The organism is Kitasatospora purpeofusca (assembly GCF_042691725.1).
GTDB lineage: Bacteria > Actinomycetota > Actinomycetes > Streptomycetales > Streptomycetaceae > Kitasatospora > Kitasatospora purpeofusca_B.
Genome location: NZ_CP170483.1, coordinates 360,793 through 386,321 on the forward strand (window position 1 = coordinate 360,793; position 25,529 = coordinate 386,321).

Consider the following 25,529-nt stretch of genomic DNA (forward strand, 5'->3'; position numbering starts at 1 on the left):
CATGCTGACGAGTGGGTACGACGGGCCGGCCGCGCGCCTCTACGACCTGGTGTACTCGGGCCGGTCACGCGACTGGGCCCCACGCATCATGGCCTTCCACGAGGCCACCAGGGCCCGGGACGCCCCCCGGAGCGTCATCGACCTGTGTTGCGGCAACGGGCACCTGCTGCGCCACTTCGTGGCCGGAGGCTACACGGGGACCGGCGTCGACCTCTCGGCCGACATGCTCGAGATGGCGCGCCGGAACCTCCGGGACGTGGACCGGGACCGCTACGAGCTCATCGAGGCCGACGTCTCCCGGGTGGAGCTTCCGACCGGGTCGGCAGGGCTGGTCGTCTCCACGGTCGACGCGCTCAACCACCTGGCGGGACCGGCGGAGTTCAGGGACTGCGCCCGGACGGTCGCCGCGGCCCTCGTGCCCGGCGGGCACTTCGTCTTCGACCTGCTGACACCCGCCGGCCTCGCGGACGCCAACCAGGTGGGAGCCACGGTCCTGGAGGACCACGTGGTGGTGAGCCGCGGCGTCTTCCTCCCGGAGCAGTCACGGTCCCACTCCCGGGCCACGGGCTTCCTCCGTCGCAAGGACGGCCTGTACGAGCGGTTCGACCTCAACGCGACGCGCTACGCGTTCACGCCCGAGGAGGTCGAGGGAATTCTGCGCGAGGAAGGCTTCTCGGACGTCCACCGCGCCCGAATAGAGGATCTGGAGACGCCGCTGTCGGACTTCGGCCAGGACGAGCGGGCCTTCTTCGTCGCCCGCCACTGACCCCGCGACCCGCCACTGACCCAGCGACCCGTCAGCGACACGCCTAAGGAGAGACGGATGAAGGTCGGCGCAATGAGCGAGCCATCGCTGCGCATCGTACGTCGCTTTGTCAATCCGGTGTACCTGGAGCCGGAGGTCCGCACCGAGCTGCACGCCTGGCACCGGGAGGGCACCGGCGGCCCCCGCACGCTCCCCGGCTTCCTGCGCGCCGACTTCGCCACGGCGCTCGGGGAGGCGCTGCGCGCGCTGCCCTACTGGGTGCGCTACGCGTCGGTGTACGAGGGGGACGTGCGCACCAGGGAGGTGGCGGAGGAGGGTTGGGAGCGCCACCCCGACAAGGCGGCACGCCACTATCTCATCCGGCCCATGCTGGCCGCCGTCGAGTCGCCGGACGTGGCGGAGGAGCACCGCGAGGTCCTGCGGCAGTTCCTCGCGTTCGCGGTCACCGGGACCCACTTCCTCTCGTGGGTGGCGGACGTCGTCGGGGCACCGCTCGAGCCGCGCACCTCGTTCGAGTTCACCCGGTACGGCGCCGGCGACCACATCACACCGCACCACGACCTGATTCCGGGGCGGGTCCTCGCGGCCAACTTCTACCTGGACAGTCGCTACACGCCCGCCGCCGGAGGCCGTCTCCGGTTCCGCGACGCCGAAGGCCGGGAGCACGCCACCGTGCCGGAGTTCAACAGCTTCACCATGATCCCGATCCGTGACGGCTGCCGGCACTGGGTGGAGCCGTACACCGGTGCCGAGCCGGGCCGGTACACCGCGAACCTGCAGATCCACCAGGAGTACTGATGGAAGCGACGGACACCGTGACCGGTGGGACAGCGGCCATCCCGAGGACCGGGCTCCGGGTGCTGTTCGTGTGCATGCCGTGGGCGTCGCTCGACATGCCGTCCCTGGCGCTGAGCACCCTGGCCCCGCTCGCCGGGAGCGCGGACGACGTGGAGTCGGTGCGCGTCCACTACGCGAACCTCCCCTGGGCCGACTACGTCCGCGCCGAGAGCAACGGCCGCATCGGCGCCCAGGAGTACGACGACATCGCCCGCGGGGACAACCTCGCCCTGGGCGAGTGGATCTTCTCCTCGGCGCTCTACGGCCCCGAGGCCGCCGAGGAGACGGCCTTCCACCGGACCATGACCGCTCAGGGAGTCGACCTCGCCCCGGCCTGCGAGATGTACCGCCTGGCACCGCGGTTCGTGCGCGACCTGGCCCGCACGGTCGTCGCCGAGGGCTACGACGTCGTCGGCCTGACCTCCACCTTCGACCAGAACATCCCGTCGCTCGCGCTGGCCCGTGAGATCAAGCGTCTGGACGCCCGTGTCGCCACCGTCCTGGGGGGCGCCAACTGCGACGGGGTACAGGGCGCGGCCCTGCACCGGAACTTCCCCTTCCTCGACTACGTCGTGCGCGGGGAGGCCGAGCTGGTGCTGCCCCGGCTGCTCCGGTCCCTCGCGGAGGACCGGACGGCGCAGCGCGACGAGGCCGGTCGCCGTAGCGCACTGTCCGCGATCAAGGGGCTCTGCTGGCGGACGGCCGAGGGGGAATCGGTGGCGACTCCGCTCGGCCACGCGATGGTCCCGATGGCCAAGGTCCCCTCCCCGGACTTCAGCGCGTACTTCGACGCCCTGGCGGCCGCCGAGGTCTCCGACGCGCTCCACCCGAAGGTCCAGGTGGAAGGCGGGCGCGGCTGTTGGTGGGGCGAGAAGCACCACTGCACGTTCTGCGGCCTCAACGGCTCCCTCATGACCCACAGGTCGAAGCCGGCCGACCGGGTGCTGGCGGAGATCAAGGACGCGGTGGAACGGCACCGGGTGCTGGACATCGTCTTCGCCGACAACATCCTCGACATGGCCTACCTCAAGACGCTCATGCCGCCCCTGGGCGAGCTCGGCTGGGACCTGCGGATGTTCTTCGAGGTCAAGTCGAACCTCACGTACGCCCAACTGCGTGACCTGGCCGACGCCGGTGTGACCCAGATCCAGCCCGGGATCGAGAACCTCAGCTCCCGGGTCCTGCGGTTGATGCGCAAGGGCGTCACGGCCTGGCAGAACATCCGGCTGCTGCGGGACTGCCGGACGCTGGCCATCTGGCCGGGATGGAACCTGCTCTACGGCTTTCCCGGCGAGACCGCGGAGGACTACGAGCCGCTCGTCGCGCAACTCGACCACCTGGTGCACCTGTTCCCGCCGGAACGCATCATGCCGATCATGCTCACCCGCTTCAGCCCCTACTTCGACGACCCCGAACTGGGCATGGTCAACCGGGGGCCCTCCCAGCTCCTCGGCGACGTGTACCGGCTGCCGGAGAAGGAGCTGGACGAGCTGGTGTACGTCTTCGACAGCGCACCGGCCGGCATCCCCCCCGAACTGGCCGCGAGGATGGTCAAGGGCATCGAGGCGTGGAAGCAGGCCCATGTCGGAGCCCGGCTCGTGGCCATGGAGGAGGGCGCGACCATCCGCATCGTGGACGAGCGCCGCCGCGAGCGCCCGCGCGAGTTCACCCTGCGGGAGACCTGGCACGTGGTCGCCTACAAGGCGCTCCTGAAAGGCAGGTCGTTCAAGGCGCTCGGCAACCGCCTCAGGGACGCCGGCGTGCACCCCGGTGACGAGGCGGTGAGCGAGCTGCTCGGCCTCTGGTCCGAAGTCGGCCTGGTCTTCCGGGACGAGGACAACCACGTCGCACTCGCGACGGGTCTGGAGTACACATGACCTCCCCCGCCATGACGAACGCCGCGACGGACCCGGTCCCCACCGCGCGGAACGCGACCGAAGTCCGCGCCCGCAGAGGTCTGTTCGTCCCCAGGAACCCCGCCACGCGGTACGCGCGCGAGGAACTGGTCGCCCTGGCGCGGTCCGGGATCCGGGGCTTCCGCCTCACCGAACCGGTGGTCCTCACCGCCGACGCCCCGGAGGCCGCCGCCCGGCACCTGTGCGCTCTGCGGGACGCCGCCGCGGTGGGCCTGCGCACCATCTGGCAGGGCACCCTGCAGGGCATCCCGACGACACCGCTCCACCACCTCGATCCGCCGCGCGGAAAGGACCGGGCCCTGCTCTGGCCGGTGCCGCGCGGCCCGCGGTTGACGCTGCGGCACGGTCCCGGCTACCTCCAGATCGAGGACCGCCGGGCAGACACGGGCGTCCGCCGCCTCCTGATCGACTCCCCGGACGAGGTCAGGGTCCTGCGCGACCCGGCCCTGTCCTGTGCCGCCGAGCCGGAACTGAGCGGCGACGACCTCGCCGCCGTGCGCTCCCTGGCCGAGCGCGGCCTCTTCATGCGCATCGGGACCGTCTGGTTCGCGCTCCCCGTGCGGTTCCGATACGCCCGTGGCTGATCCCCTGGAGGAGACCCTCACATGAATCCGACGCCCGACACGTCCCTCGCGCCCGACACGTCCCTCGCGCCCGGCGCGTACCTGCGCCGTTTCGCGTCCTTCGTGAATCCCGAGCACCTCCGGTCGCAGGACAGGCTGTCGGCCTGGATCAGGAGCCGGCCCGCCGAGCCGCTGGTGTTCCGGGACTTCCTCGTCGAGGACCGGGCCCGCGCCGTGGCGCAGGCCATGCGCGCCATGGACGTCTGGTCGCGCTGTGCCACCACGTACCACGGCACCCAGGGTGCCACCGAGATCACCGAGGCGCAGTGGACGGACCATCCCGACCGGGCGGCGCGGCACTTCGTGGCCCGGCCGCTGGGCCGGGTGCTGGAACCGGGCGCGCTGGCCGATGCCTCCCGCAGGGCCGTCGAGCAGTTCCTGGCCTTCGCGGTGCTCCAGGGCCCCCTGCGCGCCTGGCTCTGCGCCGGCACCGGGATCGAGCTGGACGGCCGTTCCACGGTCGAGTTCGCCTGTTACGGCGCCGGTGACGAGATCCGCCCGCACCAGGACCTGCTGCCCGGCCGGGTCATGGCCGTGAACTTCTACCTGGACGAGAACTACCGGCGGGGCACCGGCGGGCGGCTCGGGTACCGGAACGAGGACGGGGAGGAGTTCTTCGTCGACCCGCTCTTCAACACGCTCTCGCTGATCCCCGTCCGCGAGGAGTGCTGGCACTGGGTCGAGCCCTTCCGGGGCGAGGGGGTCGGCCGCTACACGGTGAGCATCGGTCAGAACCGTTCTGTCTGAGACGGATATCGTCCCGTGCCAAGTCGGTGGAAGGGAATGCGGTGAAGGAGTCCACTGAACTCCTGGGTGCTGTACGGCGGTTCTACCGCGGACGAAAGGTCGTCCTGGTCGGGCAGCCGTTGTCCCAGTACACCAGGCAGATCGAGACCCTGCGCGAGGTCGGCGCCCACAGCCCGTTCGTGGTCGCGAGCGGTCCGGGACCGGGGCCGGCCCCCGAGCCGCACGTGGACCACTTCATGGTGCGGCTGAGCACCGGCAGCCATACGGACGTCTCGCGCTCCACCGAGGAACTCCTGGGTGATCCGCCCGCCGCCCTGCGCGCGGCACTGGACGCCTACGACCCCGACGGGACCGCGATCGTCCTGTGCGAGGCGAACATCATGACGCGCACGTTCTGCGGCCGGCCGATCGCCGATGCCCAGCCGGACGTCCTGGCCAGGATCGCCGACTGGGACGAGGAGGACCGGCTCTGGACATCCGTGGGAGTGCGGCGGCCTCCGGCCTCCGTGGTCCGCGCCGAGGCCGGCGAACTGACCGGGGCCCACGAGCGGCACGATCTCGGCCACGGCACGCTCTGGCGCGCCGACCCGCGGGCGGGGATGCACGTGGCCATGGAGCAGACCCGGCTGGTCAGGGACGGGACGGACGTGGCCCGCGCGGTGCGGTGGGCCCGGGACCACGCCGAGCGCATCCAGGTGTCCTCCTTCGTCACGGGCATCCCCGTCGCCGTCAACGGCTTCGTCCTGGCGGACGGGACCGCGGTGCTGCGCCCGTACGAGGAACTGCTGTTCCGCCAGGGTGAGCACCTCCGTTTCGCGGGCTGCTCCACCCACTTCGACCCTTCCCTGGCCGATCGTGACCGGCTGCGGCGGCTGACCGCCGAGGTGGGCGCCCACCTCTCCCGGACGTTCGGCTTCCGCGGCGCGTTCCACGTCAGCGGCCTGCTGGGGAGCGCGGGCTTCGTCCCGCACGCCCTGGTGCCCCGCGCGGGAGCGGCCATGGGGTTGATGACCCGGTTCTACCCCTGGCTGCCGCTGATCCAGGCGGTCCTCGTCCACGGAGCGGACGACGCGTTGCTCGCGGGCGACGTGGAAGGGGAGTTGCTCCCTCCGCTCGAAACCCAGCGATGCGCGGCCATCGCCATCCACACTCCGGTGAAACCGGATCAGGATGTGCGTACGCTATGGCTGATCCGAGGCGAGAGGACGGTCAGGGTCGTCAGGGGCGGGGAGCACAGTGACGCCTGCCTGGTGCATTCGGGGGCCGGGAAGGACGGCGCGCTGGTGGCGCTGATCGCCGGCCCGGCGTTCGCGGGAGTGGGCGAGAGCGTGGCCCCCCTGGTGTCGAAGGCGTTCGCGCTCGCCGACGAGCGGTGGGGAACCGGAATCGGCGTACTGACCCCGGCCGGCCTGTCGAGATGACGGAACAGCCGTATCCGAAACCGAGAGGGCGTGCGCGTACACATGGGATTCCTGGAGTTCAACGGCGTCGGGTGGGACCTTCCCGACGGACGGCCACTCCTTCAGGACGTCAACTTCACCGTCGGCGCCGGGGAAGTGGCGGTCCTGGTCGGGGCCAACGGGGTGGGCAAGAGCACCCTGGTCGGCATCGCGGGGGGAACCGTCGCACCGCGCCGGGGTGCCGTGAACGCCCAGGGAGGCATGGCGCTGATGCCGCAGTTCATCGGCTCCGTGCGGGACGACACCACGGTGCGCGACCTCCTGCTCGCCGCCGCCCCGGTCCGGATCAGGGAGGCCGCCGCCGCGATGGACGTCCTCGAACGCCAGATGGCGGTGCGGGACGACGAGCGGACCCAGATGCGCTACGCCGAGGCCCTCACGGCCTGGGGCGAGGCCGGCGGCTACGACGTCGAGGTGCTGTGGGACGTCGTCACCACCGCCGCGCTGGGAGCCCCCTTCGACCGGGTGCGGTCCCGCGAGGTGAACACCCTCTCCGGCGGGGAGCAGAAGCGGATCGTCCTGGAGTCGCTGTTCCGGGGCCGGGAACAGGTGCTCATCCTCGACGAGCCCGACAACTACCTGGACGTGCCGGGCAAGCGTTGGCTCGAGGAGCAGTTGGCCGCGACGGACAAGGCCGTCCTGATGGTCAGTCACGACCGGGAGCTGCTGGGGAACGTGTCGACGAAGGTCGTCACGCTGGAGGGCCGGAGCGCCTGGGTCCACGGCGCCTCCTTCACCACCTGGCGGGCCGCCCGCCAGGCCAGGCAGGACCGCCTGGCCGAGCTCCACCGCCGGTGGGACGAGGAACACGAGCGGCTGAAGGAGCTGGTGATCCGCCTGCGGGAGCAGGCCAAGCTCAGCGCCGCGATGGCGCCCCGCTACCGGGCCGCGATGACCAGGCTGCACCGGTACGAGAGCGAGGGGCGTCCTCCCGAGATCCCCCGCGAGCAGCACGTCCGGCCCCGGCTGGAGGGCGGGCGGACGGGCATCCGGGTCCTCACCTGTGAGGGACTGGGACTCACCGGCCTCATGGACCCCTTCGATCTGCAGGTCTACTACGGGGACCGGGTGGCCGTCCTCGGGTCGAACGGCTCGGGCAAGAGCCATCTGCTGCGGCTCCTCGCCGGCGACGAGGTGGCGCACTGCGGCCGCTGGAAGCTCGGTGCCCGCGTCGTCGTCGGCTTCTTCGCGCAGACGCACCAGCATCCGGAGTGGATCGGCCGGACGCTGGTCGAGATCATGGGGCGCGGCGAGGGCACCCGAAACGGCCTGGACCGCGGCGCCGCGGTCGGCGTGCTCTCCCGCTACGAACTGGCCGGCGCGGCCGACCAGCGCTTCGAGACCTTGTCCGGGGGGCAGCAGGCCCGGTTCCAGGTGCTGCTCCTGGAGCTCGGCGGCGCCACCCTCCTGCTCCTGGACGAGCCGACCGACAACCTCGACCTGGTGTCGGCGGAGGCGCTCCAGAACGCCGTGGAGCAGTTCAACGGGACCGTGCTGAGCGTGACGCACGACCGCTGGTTCGCGGGGTCCTTCGACCGTTTTCTCCTTTTCCGGTCGGACGGCACGGTCGTGGAGACCGACGGCGCGGTCTGGGACGAAGGAAGGGTCGCCAGGAAGCGTTGAAAAAGTTCGCCGGGAAAGGGCTGGGGCGCACCGAACTCTTGACGCACACGACCTTCCGGGGGACGATTTCAAGGGCAATTTCAGAAATCGGACCGAGGGGAATCGAACCATGGAAAACGATGCATCCGTTCTCGCCGAACCGGTGACGGCGCCCGGCGAGGACCGGATTCCCACGCCCGCCGAGCTGGAGTTCAGGCGGGAGCCGCTGGAGGAGACGCTCTCCCTCGTACACCTCCACAGGGGCTGAGGAAGCCGCCCACCAGAAGGCACCGAAAGCGGGCCGGCGCATATCGGCGAAAGGCTGAGCGGCGGCCCGCTCCCGCGGTTGAATTCCTGTCCTACCGGGCGAAATGGAGGGGCTGTGTCGATTCGCAGGACCGAGGACGAGCCGGAGGTCATGCTCTTCTTCCCACCGCTGGTCGAATCGAGCTTCGGCAGCCTCTATCCGTCCACCGCGGTGCTGGCGGCCTGGTTGCGGCAGCACGGCTTCGCGTCGGTCCAGCGGGACCTGAACTCGGAGTTCGCCGAGTACCTGCTGACCGAGGAGAACCTTGCCCGGCTGGCGGCCGGAGGCGTGCCCGGTGTCGCCCGCGAGTCCCTCATCGCCGGCTGTGCGCGCTGGGCGGCGCGGGAGCGCGATCGGTTGACCGACGCCAACGGCGCCCGCCTGCTGGGCCGCACCACCGAGGTCGGATACGTGGTGGAGGAGCTCGCCCACCCCTTCCTCATGGATCCCGACGCCGCGGCCCTCGCCGCCCTCACCACACGGCGCCGCGCCACGCACCCGCTCGACTTCCACCGCGCGTTCCTGGAGTGGGCCGACTGCGAGCGCGCCGTACCCGACTCCGTCCAACTGGTCGGCATCTCGGTGCCGATGGGACCGCAACTCGTTCCCGCGCTGCTGTTGGCCCAGACACTCAAGACCGCGCGTCCCGATGTCAGGATCGTCCTCGGCGGCCCGGCCCTCAGTCTGATGGACCTGCCGGCCCTCGACGGACTCCTCGCCACCCACCGGGCCGTCGACGCCGCGGTGCGGTTCGACGGCGAGTTCCCGTTGCTGGAACTGGCGCGACAGGTCCGGGCGGGAGAGTGGCTGCCGGGCCGCGTACCCGGCGTGTCGGCCCTCGTGGACGGTGCCGTCCAGCACGTCCGGCCCGGCGCCGGGCCCGCGCTCGGATCCCTGCCGACACCTGACTATCCGGCCGCCGACGTCGCGAAGCTCGCCGTCCGCAAGCTCAGTGTCACCCAGGCGCGCGGCTGCTACTGGGGAAAATGCGACTACTGCGACTTCGTCGAGCTCTACGACGGCAGCCCGCCCTTTCGCGGCCGCCGGCCCGAGGCGGTGGTCGCCGACATCGAGGAGCTGACCGCCCGCTACGGGATCCGTGAGTTCAGCTTCATCACGGAGTCGATCCCGCCGGCCTTCGCCCGCCGGGTCAGCCGGCTGATCATCGACCGGGGCCTCGACATCACCTGGGACTCCTTCGCCATGGTCGACCGGCGATTCGATCGCGAACTGCTGGAGCTGATGGTGCAGGCGGGCTGCCGCTACCTGGTGATCGGGATGGAGACGATGACCACGCGCGTGCTCGAGCTGGTCCACAAGTCCGCGAACCGGGCCGAGAACCGGCGGTTCCTGCGGGAGGCGCGCGCCGCCGGGATGAGGCTCAGTGTCAACCTCATCCCGGATCTGCCCAGTACGACCTATCAGGAGGCTCTCGACTCCCTGGCGGACGTGGAGGCGCTGGCGGACTGTCTCCACACCGTCTCGGTGTTCCCGTTCGAGCCGACGAGGTCCTCCAACATCGGGCGCGCCCCGGACCGGTTCGGTCTGATCCCCGTGACCGACATCTCGGCGCAGAGCCAGGCGCAGTACTCCCTCAATCACATGTCGAGCGTCGACCCGGCGATGACCGTGGAGGAACGGGCGGACGTGTACGCCCGGTTCCGGGCCTTCGCCCGCCGCGTGAACCGGCGCGACGGGAGGGGCTCCGCGGCGCCCGTCGCGTCCACCCTCCCGGAGCTGAGTCCCGACGCGTCCTTCCGGCTGATCACAGAGGACCTCGACCTGGTCGACCGGGACGGCGAGATGGTCTGCACCCACATCATCGGCAAGGAGCGCATCGTCATCCCCCGGGCGGCGGCGGTCCTGCTGCACCCCTACCTCGACGGCCGGGGGTTCTCGGTCGGCAGTCTCGTGGAACGGATCGGGGACACCGCGACCCGCGCCCTGCTGGGCAACCTGCTGGACGCCGGGATGGTCAGGGCCGTGTGACGACCGGCCCCGGCGGGCGGTCAGCGGCGGGCGGCCGGGGCGGACGGTCAGCGGCGGGCGGCCGGGGCGGACTCGCCGTAGGCGCGGAGGCGCTGGTGGGCGTGCAGCCAGCGCAGCTCGGTGCCGCAGGCCCGCAGGGCGGTGCCGAGGGCGTGGCGCAGCGCGCCGTCGACCGCCGCGCGGGCGGCGGCGGCCCGGGCCGCCTCGGGCAGGTCGCTGTCGGCCAGGTCGGCGAGCCGGCGGGACGGGTTCCAGCCCAGGTCCGCCGCCCCGTCCCGGTCGTCCGCGCCGCCGGTCGGGGCAGCGGGGGCGAGGGTGATGCCGGTGGCGCCGAGGTGGGCGGCCAGCGGCAGGCCCGCGAGGGCGGCGCCGCGCCGGACGGTGCGCACGAGGCCCTCCGGGAGCCCGAGTTCGGCCGGCGTCCGCCCGGCCGGCCGGGCGACCAGGACGCCGGGCGGGATCCGCAGCTCGCCGCCGGCCGCGGCCTCGCCGGCGACCCGCAGCTCCCGGCCGGTGCGGTCCCGGTAGGTCTCCAGTCCGAGGGCCGGCAGGAACTCGGCGAGCGCGTTCACCATCGCCGTCTCCACCACCTCCCGCGCCGACCCGGCCGCCCGGCCCGGCTCCGCCACGGCGGCGCCGGTCAGGCGCGGGGACGGCAGCCAGTCGAGGGCGGCCGTGCCCGCGCACCGGTCGCCGTCGTCGGCGGGCCGCGCCGGCCGGATGCGCACGCCGGGCCCGTGGTCGCCGAAGGCGATCGGAAGGCCGGCGAGCAGCACCGCGTCGGTGAGGCGGTCGGCCAGGGCGGGATCGACCCGGCCCGCGGGCGGTGCGGCGTCGGCCGGGGAGGGCGGCTGCCGGTGCGGCGGGAAGCTCAACGGTGCGGGCCCTTCTGAGCGGTCGCCCGCCGGTGGGCGGCGAGGGACGAGGGGAGTGTCCCGACGCGGCGAGCGCGCGCCGGTCCGCCCCCGACGGAGTTGTCGAACTCCCGTTCCCCGGCCCTCCCGCCCTCAAACACCGGGCGCCACCGGCGGGACCGGGGCCCCGGCAGGGCGGGCCCCGCCCGCGGCCGTCAACAGGCACAATCAGCCACTCCGGGCGGCGGACGCCCGCGTTCCGGCCGATCGCACCGGTACGGGGTTGACCGCCAAATTGGTCTATGCCACTTTCTGATCGCGCGGCCCGCCACCTCCTCCCCCACGCCGAACCCGAGGTGGAACCGGGCTCCCCTCCGCCGGTGCCGCGCGTCGACCCCCACGCCAGGAGAGGAACCCCCATGACCGTCAGAACCAGCCGCCGGCTCCCCCGCCTCCGCGCGGCGCTCGCCGCCACCGTCGCCGCCGGGCTCGGCGCCGCGGTCCTCGGCGCCCTGCCGGCGGCGGCCGCCGGCGAACCGCTCGCTGTGCAGTACCGCAACGGCGGCAGCGGCACGGCGCAGGCCTCGCCGTGGCTCAAGGTCGTCAACACCGGCTCCGCGCCGATCGCCCTGGACCAGGTCAAGCTGCGCTACTACTTCAGGTCCGACGCGCCCCTCGCCGCGTACCGCTTCGCCTGCGACTGGGCCGTCCGGGGCTGCGCCAATATCACCGGCACCATCGGCACCATCAGCGAGTCGGGCGCGGCCGCCGACCGCTACCTGGAGATCGGCTTCACCGCGGGCGCCGGCACCCTGGCCCCCGGGGCGGACAGCGGCGACCTGCAACTGCGCCTCCACCGCACCGACTGGCAGTCCATGGAGCAGGGCGACGACTACTCCTTCGGCGCCGCGCAGACCGGGTACGCGAACTGGGCCAAGGTCACCGCCAGTGTCGCCGGCCTCCAGGTCTGGGGCACCGCCCCCACCCGGCCGACCGTCCCGACCGGCGCGGTGCTCTTCGACGACCTCGACTACACCGGCCACGACGACCCGGCGCTCGCGGCCCACGGCTGGAACGCGCGCTCCGGCGGCGGCGGCCCGGGCGTGGCCGGGGCCACCTGGGCGGCCGAGAACGTCACCTTCGCCAAGGAGGCCGGGAACTCGGTGATGACCCTGCGGACCTCGACCGCCGGGACCCCCGAATCCACCCGGCACAGCGAGTTCCACAGCCAGGCCATGAAGTTCCGCAACGGCACGTACGCCGCCCGGGTCCACTTCTCCGACGCCCCGGTGACCGGCCCCGACGGCGACCACCTGGTCCAGAGCTTCTTCGCGATCAACGACCTCAAGGCCCCGAACGCCGACGACTACTCCGAGTACGACTTCGAGTACCTCCCCAACGGCGGCTGGGGCGAGACCTCGAACATCTTCTTCGCCACCTCGTGGGAGACCTACGGCCCCGAGGGGTCCGTCAACCAGTACACGACCTCCCGCACCTCCTTCGCCGGCTGGCACGACCTCGTCCTGACCATCGACGACAGCGGCATCGTGTACTACGTCGACGGGGTCGAGTTCGCCCGCCACGACACCCGCTACCTCCCCGAGCGGCCGATGGTGATCGCGTTCAACCAGTGGCTGACCGACCTCGCCGGCCTGACCGGCACCGAGGCGCGCAGCTACGAGGAGCAGGTGGACTACGTGCTGCACGTCAAGGACCAGGTGCTGACCCCCGCCCAGGTCGGCGCCGCCGTCGCCGCCTACCGCGCCGCCGGGACGTCCTTCACGGACACCGTCCCCGCCTCCTGAGCCGCCCCGCCCGCCTCCCCGTCCCGCCCGGGTCCGGCCGCCCCACCGAGCGGCCGGACCCGGCGGGGGCACCCGGGGCGTGTGCGAAGTGCACCGGGGCGCGCGGCGCTTCGTGCACGACGGCCGGACGGCACGCGCTACGGCGGACAGGTGGGGCCGCGGGCGGCCAGGACCACGGCGGAACGGGCGAAGGGGAGGGAGAACCGCAGGTGGGCGCGGTGGGACCCGGGGAGCACGCCCGCAAACCCGCGCACGGGAGCCCGGCGGTCACCACCCGCACCACGGGGCGCCCCTGCCCCACCCTTGGCCCCGGCCCCGGGGATCCGCACGATCTCAGGTGTCCGGCGCTCACCGCCCACCGCGCGGCGCAGCAATGGGTAGCGGCCCCCATTGATCCCCGTACCGTTCCGGAGGTCCGCTGGAACACCACCCCCGCAGCCGCACTCCCCCACCCGTCACAGTGAGCAAAGCCAGGTGAACGGCATGCACGACCCCCACGAACCGGTGCACCGGTCGGCCCGGCGGTCCGCGATGTACCTGCGGTGCCGCCCGTACGACCCGCAGGAGGCCGACCACATGCGCACCGCCATGGCGCACCTGGCGCACCGCCTCGCTCTGCCCTACCCCGACGTCTACGCCGACCACGGCCTGAGCACCCGCGGCCCGCTGCCGGCCCTGGCGAGCCTGCTGACGGCGGCCGAGCGCGGCTGGCTGGACGTGGTGCTGGTGCCCGGGCCGTTCGTGTTCTCGCTCGACGACGGCGCGGCGGCGACCATCGTCCGGCGCCTCGCCCGGGCGGGCTGCCAGGTCGTCGAGGCGCCGGGCCGGGTCGTCCGGCCGACCGGGCCGCTGCGGGAGGCCGCCGTTCCCCGGCAGCTGGTCGCCCCCGCGGCGCCGACGCCGCACCCCGACAGCGGTCCGGTGGCGTACCGGGCCGGATAGACCCTCGCGGCCCGCCCGGCTCCGGCCCCCGCGCCGGCCCCTCACCGGCCCCTCACCGGACCAGCGCCCGCCCCCGCCCGACGCGGACGGGGCGGGCGCGGGCATCATGGGGGTCATGCCCGCTCAGACTTCCTCCGCCCCCGGCCGCGCGTGGCCCCGATGAACCGGCCGACGAACCGGCCGCCGCACCCGACGCGGGAACCGGACGCGCCCGGGGAGCGCGGCTTCGTGGGGCGGGTCCGGGAACTCGCCCGGCTGGCCGAGGCGCTGGCCCGGCCGCCGGCCGTGCTGCTCGTCGAGGGCGAGGCCGGCGTCGGCAAGTCGCGGCTGGTCGCCGAGGCGGTGCGGGCGCCGGGCGGGACGGATTCCGCCGCGCCCCATCCCGCCGCACCCCATCCCGCCGCGCCCGGGCGCGCCGTGCTCGTCGGCCGCTGCCATCCGCTGAGCGAGCCGGAGCCGTTCGGGCCCGTGCTGGACGCCCTGCGGGACGCCGCCGCGCTGCTGCCCCCGCCCGACGCGCTGCCGCCCAGCACGGGCGCGCTGCGCCGGGTCCTGCCGGACCTCGCCGACCGGCTGCCCGCCGCGCCGCCGGACGGCGGGGAACTGCTGTCCGCCCGGCGGCTGCTGGCCCAGGGGGTACGGGCGCTGCTGGCGGCGCTCGACGACCCGGTGCTGGTGGTCGAGGACGTGCAGTGGGCCGACGACGCGACCCTCGACCTGCTGCTCCGGCTGGCCCGCGACCTGCCGCCCCGGCTGGCCCTGGTGGTCACCTACCGCCCCGAGGACCTGCCGCCCGGTGCCCCGGTGCCCGCGGCCGCCTACCGGAGCGCACCCGCCGGGCCCGGTGCGGGCGTCGTCCAGCTGCGGCTGGGTCCGCTGGACGCGGCGGAGGTGGCGGAGCTGGCCCGGACCGTGCTCGGTGCGGTGGCCACCCCCGAGGTCACCCGGGTGCTGCACGAGCGCACCCGGGGTCTGCCGCTGGCCGTCGAGGAGGACCTGCGGGCCCTGGCGGAGCGCCCGCAGCCCCGGCGGGCGGCCGACCTGGCGGCCGGGCTGGCGGACGCCGAGGTCCCGCGCGCCGTGGCCGACGCCGCGACCTGGCGGCTCGCCCGGCTGGGCGCGCACGGCGCGGCCGTCGTCGCCGCGGCGGCCGTGCTCGGGGTGCCCGCCGACGAGGACCTGCTCACCGCCGTCGCCGGGCTGGGCGCCGGGGCGGGCGCGGACGGCCTGGCCGAGGCGCTGCACGCGGCCGTCCTGGAGGAGAGCTCGCCCGACCGCTACGCCTTCCGGTACCCGGCGCTCCGGCAGGTCGCCCACGGGCGGATCCCCGGGCCCGGCCGCCGGGTGCTGCACCGGCGGGCGGTCGCCGCGCTGGAGACCCGTGAGCCCCGGCCGCTCGCCCGGATCGCCGAGCACACCCTGGCCATGGGCGACCGCGCGGCCTGGCAGGACCTCGCCCAGGACGCCGCCGACCAGGCGGTCGCGCTCGGCGACCCGGGCGGCGCCCGCCGGATGCTGCGCAGCCTGCTGGACGAGCCCGACCTCGACCCGACCCGGCGCGGCCGGGCCGCCCTGGCGCTGGCCCGGCTCGCGGCCGACGACGTCGATCCGGCGGCCAGCGTGCAGGTGCTCAGCGGCATGGTCGCCGATCCCCGGCTGCCCGTCGCCGACCGCGGCGAGATCCGGCTCGCGCTCGGCTTCCTGACGGCGGTGCACAGCGGCAACCGGGCCGGGTTCGGCCGGATCCGGGAGTCCCTGGAGGAGTTGGAGGAGCGTCCGGTCCGGGCGGCCCGGGCCATGGTGGCGATCTCGATGGACGAGCGCGACGGCGCGGGCCGCCACGCCTGGGAGTGGCTCGCCCGGGCGGACCGGCTACTGGCGGCCCATCCGGACGAGGACGTGGCCGCCGCGGTGCGGGCCACCTCGCTGACCTTCCAGGCCCGGGCCGGCGACCCTGAGGTCTGGGCCCGGCTGGACGAGCTGCCGCGCGCCTCCGAGCGTCCCGAGGTGATGCGCCAGACCACCCGCGCGCTGTACAACACGGGCGAGATCGCCATCGAACTGGGCTACGACACCCGGGCCGCGCATCTGCTGACGGAGAGCCGGCGGCTGGCCAAACTGACGGCCATCCCGTACCTGGAGTGCTACAGCCGGCTGGCGCTGATCCGGCTGGACATGCTGGCCGGGCGCTGGGACGGGGTGGAGCAGCGGTTCGCCGCGCTGGGCGCGGAGTTCGACGACCTGGCGATGGCCGGGGCCGAGCGCTCGCTGCTGTTCGGGCGGCTCGCGGCGGGGCGCGGGCGGCTGGCCCTGGCCCGGGAGGAGTTCGAGATCGCGGCCCGGTACGGGCAGCGCGAGTCGCAGGTGACCGTCGCGCTGCGGGCGGCCGCCGGGCTCGGGGGCCTGCAGCTGCTGGAGGGCGACACCGCCGGGGCCGCCGCGACGGCCGGCCCCGCGCTGGCCACCGCGCGGCAGGCCGGTGCCTGGGCGCGCACGGCCGAGCTGCTGCCGGTCGCGGTGGAGGCGCTGCTGGCGACGGACGGGCGGGCCGAGGCCGGTGCCGTCACCGAGGAGGCGGCCGGGGCGCTCGCCGACCGGGGCGCGCCCGCGGTGTCGGCGGCGCTCGACCAGGCGCGGGGGCTGCTGCTGGCGGCGGACGGCGCGCCGGGCGCGGTGGAGGCGTTCGCCCGGGCGCGGGACGGCTGGCAGGACATCGGGCGCCCGTACGAGGCGGCGCGGGCCGACGAGCGGATCGCCGCCGCGCTGGCCGCCGTCGACCGGACCCGGGCGGCGGAGCGGATGGCGGCCGCCGAGCGGGTCTACCTCGGCCTGGGGGCGACCACCGACACCGCCCGGTGCCGCAAGCTGCGCCGGGACCTCGACCTCGGCGGGATCGGCTCGCCGGGGCGCCGGGGCTACGGCAAGCAGCTGTCGCCGCGCGAGCGGCAGGTGGCGGAGCTGCTCGCGCAGGGCACCGCCAACCAGGACATCGCCCAGGCGCTCTTCCTCTCGCCGCGCACGGTGGAGCACCATGTGGCGAACGTGCTGCAGAAGCTGGGCACCAGCCGGGCCGGGACGGCGCAGGCGCTGGCCCGGGCCGACGCCGAGGAGGCGGCGGACGGCGGCGCGTCCGGCTGATCCGGCGGCGCCTTCGACCGATCGGCGCCTCCGACCGATCAGCGGATCCGCCGACCCGCTGATCGGGGCCGGTACGCACCGGGCCCGCAGGGTTCCCGGGGAGCGATGGGTAGTCACCCGCATTGTTCCGGCCGGGCCGGACCGGTTCCCTGGTGGTCATTGGCGAGCGAGCGGGGCAGCCGCTCACCGACCAGGAGGGATCCCCGGAGATGAGAGCACGTCACCACGCGCCGAGCGCGACCGCCGACCCGGCGACGGACGGCACGGCCCCGGCCGGGGCCATGGTCCGGATCTCCCCGTCCCCCCGCAAGGCCGGGCACCATCCGCTCGCCCTGGTCCGGCTGGCCCGGCTGAGCCGCTCCGGTCCCGCGCACTGGGCGCACTGAGCGCGCCGGTCCCCGGCCCGGCCGCGTGCGGGCGGCAGCGGCCGGGGACCGGCTGACCACGGAAGGAAGAACGGCCCTGCCCGGGCGAACGGGCAGGGCCTTCGCCGTGCCGGGGAGCGCCGGGGTCAGCAGCCGACCGGCACGGTGATGCTGGCGGTGGCGGGCGGCCAGCCCCACTCGGTGGTCTCCAGCGACCCGGTGACGGTCGAACCGCACGGAGCGGTGACGGTGATCCGGCCCACGCCCGTGCCGGAGTGGCTGATCAGGACGGAGGGCGTGATGGTGCCGAGCGTGGCGCCGCCGACCACCGAGGCGGTCAGCCGGTAGGGGACCGTCCGGGCGGTCCAGCCGAGGCTGCCGGGCGAGGACTGCCCGTAGAAGGTGACCTGGTCGCCGCTGACGGTGGCGCAGATGTCGTTGACCACCACACCGTGGTAGCCGGTGACGCAGAGGCCCGGGCCGGCCGGGCCACTGGCCCCGTCGGCGGCGAAGGCGGTGCCCTGGGCGGCGGCGCCGCCGGCGGTCAGAACGGCGCTGGTGGCGAGGATGGCAAGGAGCCGGTTCATCGGGTCATTCCCGTTCATGGGTAGGGACGGCAGTGTGAAGCCATGTGACATTTCACGCTTCACACCTCACATGCTGGCATCGATTCAGGCGGAATTCCTAATTCCATCCACACTTTTGAAGGCCACTGTCGATTTCAGCCTTTTGATGGCCGAATCGCATCGATGGCTTGCTTTCATGACGCTCGGTTTCCGTTCGTGAACACTTCGTTGCGACCGTTGCCCGGGCGGAGCGCCGCCACGCAGGATGAGCGGGCCCGGCCGTGCGGACCGACGCACGGCGGACGGGCGGCCCACTGGAGGCGATCGTCGTCGTGTCCGCACAGCAGCTCCACCTAGCCGTACACCCGCCCGGGACCGTCGACTTCGACACGCTCCCCCTGCTCGCCCGGACCGCCGAGCGGGGCGGGTTCGACTTCCTGCTCCTCCCCGAGGCCCCGCCGCCCGGGCCCGAGGTGCTGACCGCCCTCGGCGCCCTGGCCGCCGCCACCACCCGGCTGGGACTGGCCGCCGCCCTCGGCCCGGCCGTCCACCAGCCCTACGAGCTGGCCCGGCGGCTGGCCTCGCTGGACCACCTCAGCGCCGGCCGCGCGGCCTGGAGCGTGACGGTCGACCCGGACGCCGCCGCCGACGGCACGCTCCGCCACGGCGGCCTCCCGCCGGACGCCGACCGGCACGTCCACGCCGCCGAATTCCTGCGCGCCGCCCGGACGTTGTGGGACAGCTGGGCGGAGGACGACGTCCCGGCCGACCAGGCCGACGGCCTCTTCGTCCGGCCCGGCGCGGGCGCGTTCGCCCACCGCGGAGCCCACTTCGACCTCGGCGGCCGGTTCACCACACCGCGCGCTCCGCAGGGCCACCCGGTCGTCGTGCGGACCGTCGCCTCCCCGCAGGACCTGGCCTCGGCGGCCGCCGACGCCGACGTCGCGATCGTCCCCCACACCGGGCTCGCCGAGGCCCGGGCGCTGCGTCAGGACCTCGCCGACCGGCTCGCCGGCCACGGCCGGGCCCCCGGCGACCTGAGGGTCCTCGCCGCCGTCGCCCCCGTGCTCGGCGACACCCCCGGGGAGGCGCGCGACCGCGCCGCCGCGAGCGAGCCCGCCGCCCAGCTCGTCGGCACACCGCGCGAGGTCGCCGACGCGCTGACCGCGTACGTGCGGGACGGCGGCTCGGACGGCTTCCTGCTCACCCCGCACCCGGCCGGCCCGCTGGACGCGTTCGTCGACCGGGTGGTGCCGCTGCTCCGGGCGGACGGCGTGCACCGCACCGCGTACACCGGCACCACCCTCCGCGACCACCTCGGGCTCGCCCGGACCCGTCGACCGAGCCGGGAGGCCTCCGCATGACCAACCCCACCACGCCCCGCCCCGTCCGCGGGCTGCCCCCGCTGCACCTCGCCGTCGCCCTGGACGGCGCCGGCTGGCACCCGGCCGCCTGGCGCGCCGAGGGTGCCCGCCCCGGCGAGCTGTTCACCGCCGGCTACTGGGCCGACCTGGTGACGGAGGCCGAGCGCGGCCTGCTCGACCTGGTCACCTTCGAGGACGCCCTCGCCCTCCAGTCCGTGAGCCTGAGCGGGCCCGACGACCGCACCGACCAGGTGCGCGGGCGGCTCGACGCCGTCCTGATCGCGAGCCGGGTCGCGCCGCTGACCTCCCGGATCGGGCTGGTGCCCACCACCAACGTCACCCACACCGAACCGCTCCACCTGGCCGCCACCCTCGCCACCCTCGACCGCGCCGCCCTCGGCCGGGCCGGCTGGCGGCCGCAGGTCTCCGCCCGCGCCGACGACGCCGCCCACTTCGGACGCCCCGCCCCGGCGACGCTCGGCGAGGGCGACCTCGCCTCCCCCGAGACGATCTCCGGCCGCCTCGCCCCGCTCTTCGACGACGCGGCCGAGGTGGTGGCCGCCGTCGCCCGGCTCTGGGACGGCCACCGGACCGCCCTCCCGGTCACCGTCCTCGCCCACGCCCGCATCCCCTACGAACTCGCGGCCAAGGGCGGTGACGTCGCCTACGTCACCCCGTACTCCCCCGACGGCGTGGCGGCCGTCCTCACCGAGGTCGCGGCCGCCGCCACCGCCGTCGACCGCCCCGCCGAACGCCCCCTCAAGGTCTTCGCCGACCTGCTGGTCCTGCTCGACGAGCGCCCCGGCGAGGCCGCCCGCCACAAGGACCGCCTGGACGAACTGGCCGGCGCCCCGCTCCGCTCCGACGCCGAGATCTTCGCCGGCACCCCCGCCGAACTCGCCGACCTCCTGCTCGACTGGCGCGCCGTGGACGCCGACGGCCAACGCCTGGACGGCTTCCGCCTCCGCCCCGCCCGCCTCCCGCACGACCTCCTGGCGATCACCCGCTCCCTCGTCCCCGAACTCCAGCGCCGCGGCGCCTTCCGCACCACCTACGAGGCGACCACCCTCCACGGCCACCTCGGCCTTCCCGCCCCGGCCGGCCCACGGACCTGAGCGCCGCCTGCGCCGACATCGCCGTCCCCCAAAGTCGGGATTCGGCTGAGGCCGGCACCCGCCGGCGGGCACACTACGGATCGGACGGGGCATCCGACGGAGGGTCGGACCCGCCGGAACGTCAGGGGGACGGATGTCGGAGATCGGGATCGCCGCGGCGATCGAGGAGCTGCGCCAGGAGCTCTACCGGGCGCAGGACGCGGGCGCGCACGAGCAGTTCGCCTTCGAGGTGGAGGAGGCGCAGCTCGAACTCGCCCTCGAACTGCGTTCCGACGTCCGGCCGGAGGGGAAGCTGTCGTTCGGAGTGGCCACCGTCGGCGTGGGCGCGACCTCCGCCACCGCGCGGACCCACAAGCTGGTGCTGAAGCTGAAGGTCAGGGACCGGGCGCTCGGACCCGAGCCGCGGAACGTCACGGTCAACGCCGACGGTGGCTCCGACGGTGGCTCCGGTTCCGTCGGATGGTGACGGGCTCCTGACGCATGGACACGCGCAGGCTGGCCGACGTCCGCGCCGGCCACGCCGCGGAGCAGCAGCCCTCCTCGCTGGGGTCGGGCTACCTGGTCGCCCCCGCGCTGGTGCTGACCTGCCGGCACGTGGTCGTGGACCGGGCCGGTGGCGGGCCCCTCGCGAGGATCGTCGTCCGCGTCGGCCACCCGCGGGAGTCCGTCGAGCAGCGGGCCGCCACCGTGCTCTGGGCGCCGAGCGAGGTTGACGACGTCGCCCTGCTGCGGCTGGCGGCGCCGGTCGACGTACCCGGGAGCGTGCGCTGGGGCGAGCCCTCCGGCGGGGAGCCGCTGGACTACGAGGGCCTCGGGTTTCCCGCGCACGTCACGCAGCCGGCGACCGGCCAACGCGGCGTCGAGCACCTGAGGGGCGTCCTTCCGCCGCTGGGCACCGGTCCGGGGTGGAGCGAGGTGCTGGACCAGGACGTCGCGGTCCGCCGCCGGCCCGGGCAGCCGCGGGAGTGGGGCGGGGTGTCGGGGGCCGCGGTGTTCTGCCGGGGGCTGCTGGTGGGCGTGGTGTTCTGCGACGACCACGAGCACGAGAACCGCCGGCTGTACGCGCTGCCCGCCCGGACGTTCACCGCGCGCGAGGGCTTCGCGGATCTGCTGAAGCGGCACACCGGCCACGCCCCCGTGCTGGAACCCGTCGACGGCGGGCCCGCCGTCCCGGAGTCCGGCCACCTCCTCGTCGTGCGGGAGTTCGCGGCGGCCCGCTTCCACGGCCGGGAGCGGGAACTGGCCCGGATGCGGGCGTTCGGCTCGGCCCCCGAGGGGGATGCGCCCGGGTACTGGCGCTGGCAGGCGCCGGCCTGGACGGGCAAGACGGCCCTCGTGGCACAGTTCGTCCTCCACCCCCCTCCGGACGCGGACGTACTGTCGTTCTTCGTGACCACGACCGACCCGGAGCGCTCCGACCGCGCCGGCTTCCTGCGGAGCATGGGCGACCAGCTGCGTCAGTACCTGGGTGACGCCGGCCTCGAATGCGACGACCGGGCCCGTTTCCTCAAGGCCCTGGAGCGCGCGGCGGAGCGCGCCGTGCGCCGCGGGCGCCGGCTCCTGCTGATCGTGGACGGTCTGGACGAGGACGCCGGGGTCACCAGCGGTACGAGCGGCCACAGCATCTCCGGGCTCCTGCCGGCCCACCCCTACACCGGTCTGCGGATCCTGGTGACCGCGCGCCCCGACCCCCCGGTGCCCAGCGACGTGCCCGACGCGCACCCGCTGCGCGACGCCGCGATCAGTCACCGCCTGGAGCCCTCACCGGCCGCCCAGGTCGTGCGGCAGGAGATGGAGCGCGGCCTGTCGGCGCTGCTGGACGGCAGGAAGGACGGCGACGGCGAGCAGCTGGGACAGGAGGTCACCAGGCTGCTCGCCGCCGCGGGCGGCGGCTTGACCGCCCGCGACCTCGCCACCCTGACGGGGACGGAGGCGCACGACGTGCGCCGGGTGCTCGGGGGCTCGGCCGGCCGTTCCTTCCGCAGGCGCCCACCCCGGCACGGCGCCGACGCCTCCCCGGCGGACACCCCGTACGTCTTCGCCCACGGCCAGCTCCAGGAGGGCGCCCTCGCGCGCCTGTCCCCCGCCGTCCTCGCGGAGTGCCGCCGGCGGGTGCACGACTTCGTCGAGGACTGGCGGACGAAGGGCTGGCCCGCCGGGACGCCCGAGTACGCGCTGTCCGGCTATCCGCACCTGCTGCGCTCGCTCGGCGACCCGCAGCGCCTCGGCGAACTGGCCGCCGACCGGGCGCGCCACGAGAGACTGTGGCATGCGACGGGCTCGGACACGGCGGCGCTCGCGGAGATCGACGACGCCTTCCAGCTGCTGCTCGACACCCCGTGCCCCGATCTCGAACCGGCGGTGCGGCTGGCGTACCGCCGCGACCTGATCCGGCGCCGATCGGTCGACGTCCCCGACCGCCTGGTCACCCTCTGGGCCTCGCTGGGGCAGCCCGGCCGGGCCGTCGCCCTCGCCGAGGCGCATCCCGACCCGAAGCAGCGGGTCCACCAGCTGCTGGCGGTCGGTGAAGCGCTCCTGGAGGAGGACGACACCACGGCGGCCCGCGAGGTGGCGCTCGACGCCGCCGCACGCGCGGCGACCATCACCATGCGCAGCGCGAGCGACCAGGTGGGCCTCCTGGTCCGCACGGCCAGGGTGCTGGCCCGGGTGGGCGAGGGGGACCCCGTCGGCCTGCTGCGCCGGGCTGTCGGCATCGCGGAGACCATCACCCGGCCCAGCCGGCAGTCCCGGGACTTCGCCGTCCTGCACGACTCCCCGCTGCCCCAGTTCGACGCACTGGTCCGGGCGGCCACGGTCCTGGTGGAGGCCCGGGACGCGTGCGGCGCCGATCCCTTCTCGACGGAACTGGCGGCCCGGGCGCAGGCGCTGGCGGAGACGGCGGCGCACATCACCCGTACCCTGCACCGCTCCTTCCGGCCCGGCCATCTGGTCCGTGCGGCGTCCGTCCTGGCGCGGGCCGGGCGGCCGGAACGGGCCGTCGAACTGGCCGAGGCCGCGCTCGCCCGCGTCCCGCAGGATCCGGGACAGCGCGCCGATCACGTGGCGGCGGTCGCCGAGGCCCTGGCCCTCGCGAGGGAGCCGGAGCGGGCGGCGGAGCTGTGCCGGACGGCCTGCGACCTCGCCCTCGGCGTCACCGACGCCACTCGGCGGCCGGAGCACCTGCTGGTGGTGGCGGAGGCGTGGCTGGCACTCGCCGGGGCTTGCGCACCGTCACGTGGGCGCGCCGCCCGGGAGCACCGGCGGCAGGCCTCGCTTCTCGCGCTGGAGGCCGCCGCCGTTCTTCTCCTGGAACAGCAAGGACGGCAGCAGACGGACGCCCTGGCGCGCGCCTGCGAGGTCCTGGCCCGGTCGGGCCGGGCCTGGGCGGCGGCACAGGTCGCCCGGGCCCTGGCGGATCCCGCGACGAAGGCCCGGGCGCTGCTGGCCGCAGGCGGTTCGCCGGCCGGCTCCCGGGACCCCCGGTTCGCCGCTGCCCTGGCCGGGGAGGCCGCCGGGATCATCCGCTCGCTCACCCCCGCCAAGGGCACGATCGCGTCACTGGCCGAGGTCGGCCGGCTGTTCGCCCGCGCCGGAGAGCCGCGCCGCGCCGTCGAGGTCGCGGAGGAGACCGGCGCTCTGGCCCGGGACCTCACGGACACCCGTCCCTCGGGCCTCACCCTGTACCACCTCGTCACGGGCCTGTGCCGGGCGGGCCTGCTGCGGCATGCCGTCCCCATGGCCCGCTCGCTCGAGGATCCCGGTTCGCGGGCCGCCGCCCTGGCGCTCGCGGCCGACGGCCACGCCCGGGCCGGGGATCCGGCCACCGCGGTCGCTCTGGTGGCCGAGGCCGCCCTGGCAACGGAGGGGCCCGCCACCGGCCGGGCGTCCCTCGCCTTCTTCGACCCGCGGCTCGACGCCCTGGCCAACGTCGCCCGGGCACTCGCGCGGTCGGGAGACCTGGAGCACGCCGTCGGAATCGCCTGGGACGTGCTCCGGTCCGTCGACGCCGACTTCGGACATCCGCCCGAGGCGCTGACCGGCATCGTCCGGGCTCTCGCCGAAGCGGGGAGGACGGACGAGGCGTTGGACCTCGCGGCCGCACTGCCCCGACCGGAGGCCAGGGCGGACGCCCTGGCGCACGTGGCCGTGGCAGTGGCCCGGCTGGACTTCCCTCGTGCCCACCACATGGCCACCGAGGCCGCGCTCGTCGTCTTCGGCGACATCGACCCGCTGGGCCAGGCCCTCGCCCTCGCCCGGGTCGTCCGGTCGCTGACCGGCCCGCGGGAGCAGCACGACGGTTCCTGCGAACTGGCGCACGCCGCCATCGACGTCGCGCTGTCCGTCACCGGGCCCTGGACGGACCCCCGGCTGATCGCCGAGGTCACCGGGGCGCTGGTCCGGGCGGGCGACGCCGGGCACGCCGTGGAACTCGCCCTCGACTACGCCGACTCGGTGGAGGGGGACGAGACCGATCCCGGGCGCCACGCCGCCGCACTGGCGCACGCGGCCCACATCCTCGCCCTCGCCGGGGAGACCGGGCCCGCCGTGGAGTGGGCGAAGGCGGCGACCGGGGAGGCTCGCGCCCTCCGCCACGTGAGCGAGAAGGCCGACGTCCTCTTCACCGTCGTCGCGGCCCTGACCGAGTCGGACGAGGTGATCGCGGCCGCCGCGGTCGCCGCGGGCATTCCGGACCTGGAGCTGAGGTCCACCGCCCTGGCCCGCGTGAGCCACGCCCTGCTCGGCAAGGGTGACCTGCCCCGGGCCGTCGAGGTGGCCCGGGACATCCGGGATCCCGCCGCCCGGGCCACGGCCCTGGTCCGCCTCTGCGGCACGCTGCGCGACACCGGCCGGCAGGAGCTGTGCCGCAGCCACCTCTCCGAGGCCGCCGAGCACGCCAGGACCGTCACCGACCACTACCAGCGCGACAGCCTGTTGGCCGACCTCGCGTGCGCCTGCCCGGACGAGCACACCGCACGCGCCCTGCTGGCCGAGGTGCTCAGTTCCGGCGCCTGGGAGGCGGCCCTGCCGGCGATGGCACAGGTCGCTCCCGAGGGCCTGACGGCCATGGCCTCCCTGCTGACCGAATCCCGGGGACCCACCGACCGCCACGCCACCCGCTCGCGCTGAGCGCGG

The 25,529-nt window shown here is 74.8% G+C and carries 19 protein-coding genes; 17 read left to right on the plus strand and 2 right to left on the minus strand.

Going from position 1 to position 25,529, the window contains the following annotated elements; all coding sequences use genetic code 11:
- The first annotated feature begins 1 nt into the window (after position 1).
- From ACFCLZ_RS01635 to ACFCLZ_RS01675, 9 genes are all read left to right on the plus strand, one after another.
- On the plus strand, positions 2-766 hold the full coding sequence (locus ACFCLZ_RS01635; protein ID WP_380282758.1) for a class I SAM-dependent methyltransferase: 765 nt from the start codon (positions 2-4) through the stop codon (positions 764-766).
- Positions 767-823: 57 nt separating this feature from the next.
- The gene (locus ACFCLZ_RS01640; protein WP_380282759.1) at positions 824-1,564 is read left to right on the plus strand and encodes a 2OG-Fe(II) oxygenase; all 741 of its coding nucleotides are present in this window, start codon (positions 824-826) and stop codon (positions 1,562-1,564) included.
- On the plus strand, positions 1,564-3,480 hold the full coding sequence (locus ACFCLZ_RS01645; RefSeq protein WP_380282760.1) for a RiPP maturation radical SAM C-methyltransferase: 1,917 nt from the start codon (positions 1,564-1,566) through the stop codon (positions 3,478-3,480). Before ACFCLZ_RS01640 ends, ACFCLZ_RS01645 begins: the two co-directional genes overlap by 1 nt.
- On the plus strand, positions 3,477-4,103 hold the full coding sequence (locus tag ACFCLZ_RS01650) for a DUF5825 family protein (RefSeq protein ID WP_380282761.1): 627 nt from the start codon (positions 3,477-3,479) through the stop codon (positions 4,101-4,103). Before ACFCLZ_RS01645 ends, ACFCLZ_RS01650 begins: the two co-directional genes overlap by 4 nt.
- A 21-nt stretch (positions 4,104-4,124) precedes the next feature.
- A complete protein-coding gene (locus ACFCLZ_RS01655; RefSeq protein WP_380282762.1) occupies positions 4,125-4,889 on the plus strand; it encodes a 2OG-Fe(II) oxygenase in 765 nt (254 codons plus the stop codon).
- Between the two features lie 41 nt (positions 4,890-4,930).
- Positions 4,931-6,310, plus strand: a complete 1,380-nt coding sequence (locus ACFCLZ_RS01660; RefSeq protein WP_380282764.1) for a hypothetical protein — start codon at positions 4,931-4,933, stop codon at positions 6,308-6,310.
- Between the two features lie 42 nt (positions 6,311-6,352).
- Complete coding sequence (locus ACFCLZ_RS01665; protein WP_380286411.1) at positions 6,353-7,972, plus strand: ABC-F family ATP-binding cassette domain-containing protein; 1,620 nt, start codon at positions 6,353-6,355, stop codon at positions 7,970-7,972.
- 109 nt (positions 7,973-8,081) lie between these two features.
- Entirely contained in the window at positions 8,082-8,219 is a 138-nt protein-coding gene (locus tag ACFCLZ_RS01670) for a hypothetical protein (RefSeq protein WP_380282765.1), read from the plus strand.
- A gap of 114 nt (positions 8,220-8,333) precedes the next feature.
- Positions 8,334-10,247: a B12-binding domain-containing radical SAM protein gene (locus ACFCLZ_RS01675; protein WP_380282767.1), complete on the plus strand. Its 1,914-nt coding sequence runs from the start codon at positions 8,334-8,336 to the stop codon at positions 10,245-10,247.
- Positions 10,248-10,294: 47 nt separating this feature from the next.
- Here the strand turns inward: ACFCLZ_RS01675 and ACFCLZ_RS01680 are convergent, their stop codons facing one another.
- Positions 10,295-11,122, minus strand: a complete 828-nt coding sequence (locus ACFCLZ_RS01680; RefSeq protein ID WP_380282768.1) for a hypothetical protein — start codon at positions 11,120-11,122, stop codon at positions 10,295-10,297.
- A 398-nt stretch (positions 11,123-11,520) separates the two neighbouring features.
- Here ACFCLZ_RS01680 and ACFCLZ_RS01685 point away from each other — a divergent pair, with 398 nt between their 5' ends.
- The 4 genes from ACFCLZ_RS01685 (at position 11,521) to ACFCLZ_RS01700 (ending at position 17,372) form a co-directional block, all read left to right on the plus strand.
- On the plus strand, positions 11,521-12,906 hold the full coding sequence (locus ACFCLZ_RS01685) for a cellulose binding domain-containing protein (RefSeq protein WP_380282769.1): 1,386 nt from the start codon (positions 11,521-11,523) through the stop codon (positions 12,904-12,906).
- Between the two features lie 483 nt (positions 12,907-13,389).
- Positions 13,390-13,848: a hypothetical protein gene (locus ACFCLZ_RS01690; protein WP_380282770.1), complete on the plus strand. Its 459-nt coding sequence runs from the start codon at positions 13,390-13,392 to the stop codon at positions 13,846-13,848.
- A 159-nt stretch (positions 13,849-14,007) separates the two neighbouring features.
- Positions 14,008-16,986: an AAA family ATPase gene (locus tag ACFCLZ_RS01695; RefSeq protein WP_380282771.1), complete on the plus strand. Its 2,979-nt coding sequence runs from the start codon at positions 14,008-14,010 to the stop codon at positions 16,984-16,986.
- A 209-nt stretch (positions 16,987-17,195) separates the two neighbouring features.
- Entirely contained in the window at positions 17,196-17,372 is a 177-nt protein-coding gene (locus ACFCLZ_RS01700; RefSeq protein ID WP_380282772.1) for a hypothetical protein, read from the plus strand.
- Positions 17,373-17,497: 125 nt separating this feature from the next.
- On the opposite strand, the gene ACFCLZ_RS01705 is transcribed toward ACFCLZ_RS01700, so the two are convergent.
- Positions 17,498-17,938: a hypothetical protein gene (locus ACFCLZ_RS01705; RefSeq protein ID WP_380282773.1), complete on the minus strand. Its 441-nt coding sequence runs from the start codon at positions 17,936-17,938 to the stop codon at positions 17,498-17,500.
- A gap of 260 nt (positions 17,939-18,198) precedes the next feature.
- Between ACFCLZ_RS01705 and ACFCLZ_RS01710 the strand changes: the two genes are divergently transcribed.
- The 4 genes from ACFCLZ_RS01710 (at position 18,199) to ACFCLZ_RS01725 (ending at position 25,523) form a co-directional block, all read left to right on the plus strand.
- Positions 18,199-19,281, plus strand: coding sequence for an LLM class flavin-dependent oxidoreductase (locus ACFCLZ_RS01710; RefSeq protein ID WP_380282774.1), 1,083 nt, complete (start codon positions 18,199-18,201; stop codon positions 19,279-19,281).
- A complete protein-coding gene (locus ACFCLZ_RS01715; RefSeq protein WP_380282775.1) occupies positions 19,278-20,396 on the plus strand; it encodes an LLM class flavin-dependent oxidoreductase in 1,119 nt (372 codons plus the stop codon). The genes ACFCLZ_RS01710 and ACFCLZ_RS01715 overlap by 4 nt, the downstream gene beginning before the upstream one ends.
- A 133-nt stretch (positions 20,397-20,529) precedes the next feature.
- On the plus strand, positions 20,530-20,862 hold the full coding sequence (locus tag ACFCLZ_RS01720) for a trypco2 family protein (protein WP_380282776.1): 333 nt from the start codon (positions 20,530-20,532) through the stop codon (positions 20,860-20,862).
- 14 nt (positions 20,863-20,876) lie between these two features.
- Positions 20,877-25,523 carry a hypothetical protein gene (locus ACFCLZ_RS01725; protein WP_380282777.1) on the plus strand — a complete coding sequence of 1,549 codons (4,647 nt, stop codon included), beginning with the start codon at positions 20,877-20,879 and terminating at the stop codon, positions 25,521-25,523.
- Positions 25,524-25,529: the final 6 nt, after the last annotated feature.

Bases quoted from the DNA above. Each gene is read 5' to 3' on its own strand.
- ACFCLZ_RS01715 (WP_380282775.1), top strand. From the start codon at position 19,278: ATGACCAACCCCACCACGCCCCGCCCCGTCCGCGGGCTGCCCCCGCTG.
- ACFCLZ_RS01655 (WP_380282762.1), top strand. From the start codon at position 4,125: ATGAATCCGACGCCCGACACGTCCCTCGCGCCCGACACGTCCCTCGCG.
- ACFCLZ_RS01690 (WP_380282770.1), top strand. From the start codon at position 13,390: ATGCACGACCCCCACGAACCGGTGCACCGGTCGGCCCGGCGGTCCGCG.
- ACFCLZ_RS01700 (WP_380282772.1), top strand. From the start codon at position 17,196: ATGAGAGCACGTCACCACGCGCCGAGCGCGACCGCCGACCCGGCGACG.
- ACFCLZ_RS01635 (WP_380282758.1), top strand. From the start codon at position 2: ATGCTGACGAGTGGGTACGACGGGCCGGCCGCGCGCCTCTACGACCTG.
- ACFCLZ_RS01665 (WP_380286411.1), top strand. From the start codon at position 6,353: ATGGGATTCCTGGAGTTCAACGGCGTCGGGTGGGACCTTCCCGACGGA.
- ACFCLZ_RS01685 (WP_380282769.1), top strand. From the start codon at position 11,521: ATGACCGTCAGAACCAGCCGCCGGCTCCCCCGCCTCCGCGCGGCGCTC.
- ACFCLZ_RS01725 (WP_380282777.1), top strand. From the start codon at position 20,877: ATGGACACGCGCAGGCTGGCCGACGTCCGCGCCGGCCACGCCGCGGAG.
- ACFCLZ_RS01670 (WP_380282765.1), top strand. From the start codon at position 8,082: ATGGAAAACGATGCATCCGTTCTCGCCGAACCGGTGACGGCGCCCGGC.
- ACFCLZ_RS01705 (WP_380282773.1), bottom strand. From the start codon at position 17,938: ATGAACCGGCTCCTTGCCATCCTCGCCACCAGCGCCGTTCTGACCGCC.
- ACFCLZ_RS01650 (WP_380282761.1), top strand. From the start codon at position 3,477: ATGACCTCCCCCGCCATGACGAACGCCGCGACGGACCCGGTCCCCACC.
- ACFCLZ_RS01695 (WP_380282771.1), top strand. From the start codon at position 14,008: ATGAACCGGCCGACGAACCGGCCGCCGCACCCGACGCGGGAACCGGAC.
- ACFCLZ_RS01645 (WP_380282760.1), top strand. From the start codon at position 1,564: ATGGAAGCGACGGACACCGTGACCGGTGGGACAGCGGCCATCCCGAGG.
- ACFCLZ_RS01720 (WP_380282776.1), top strand. From the start codon at position 20,530: ATGTCGGAGATCGGGATCGCCGCGGCGATCGAGGAGCTGCGCCAGGAG.
- ACFCLZ_RS01640 (WP_380282759.1), top strand. From the start codon at position 824: ATGAAGGTCGGCGCAATGAGCGAGCCATCGCTGCGCATCGTACGTCGC.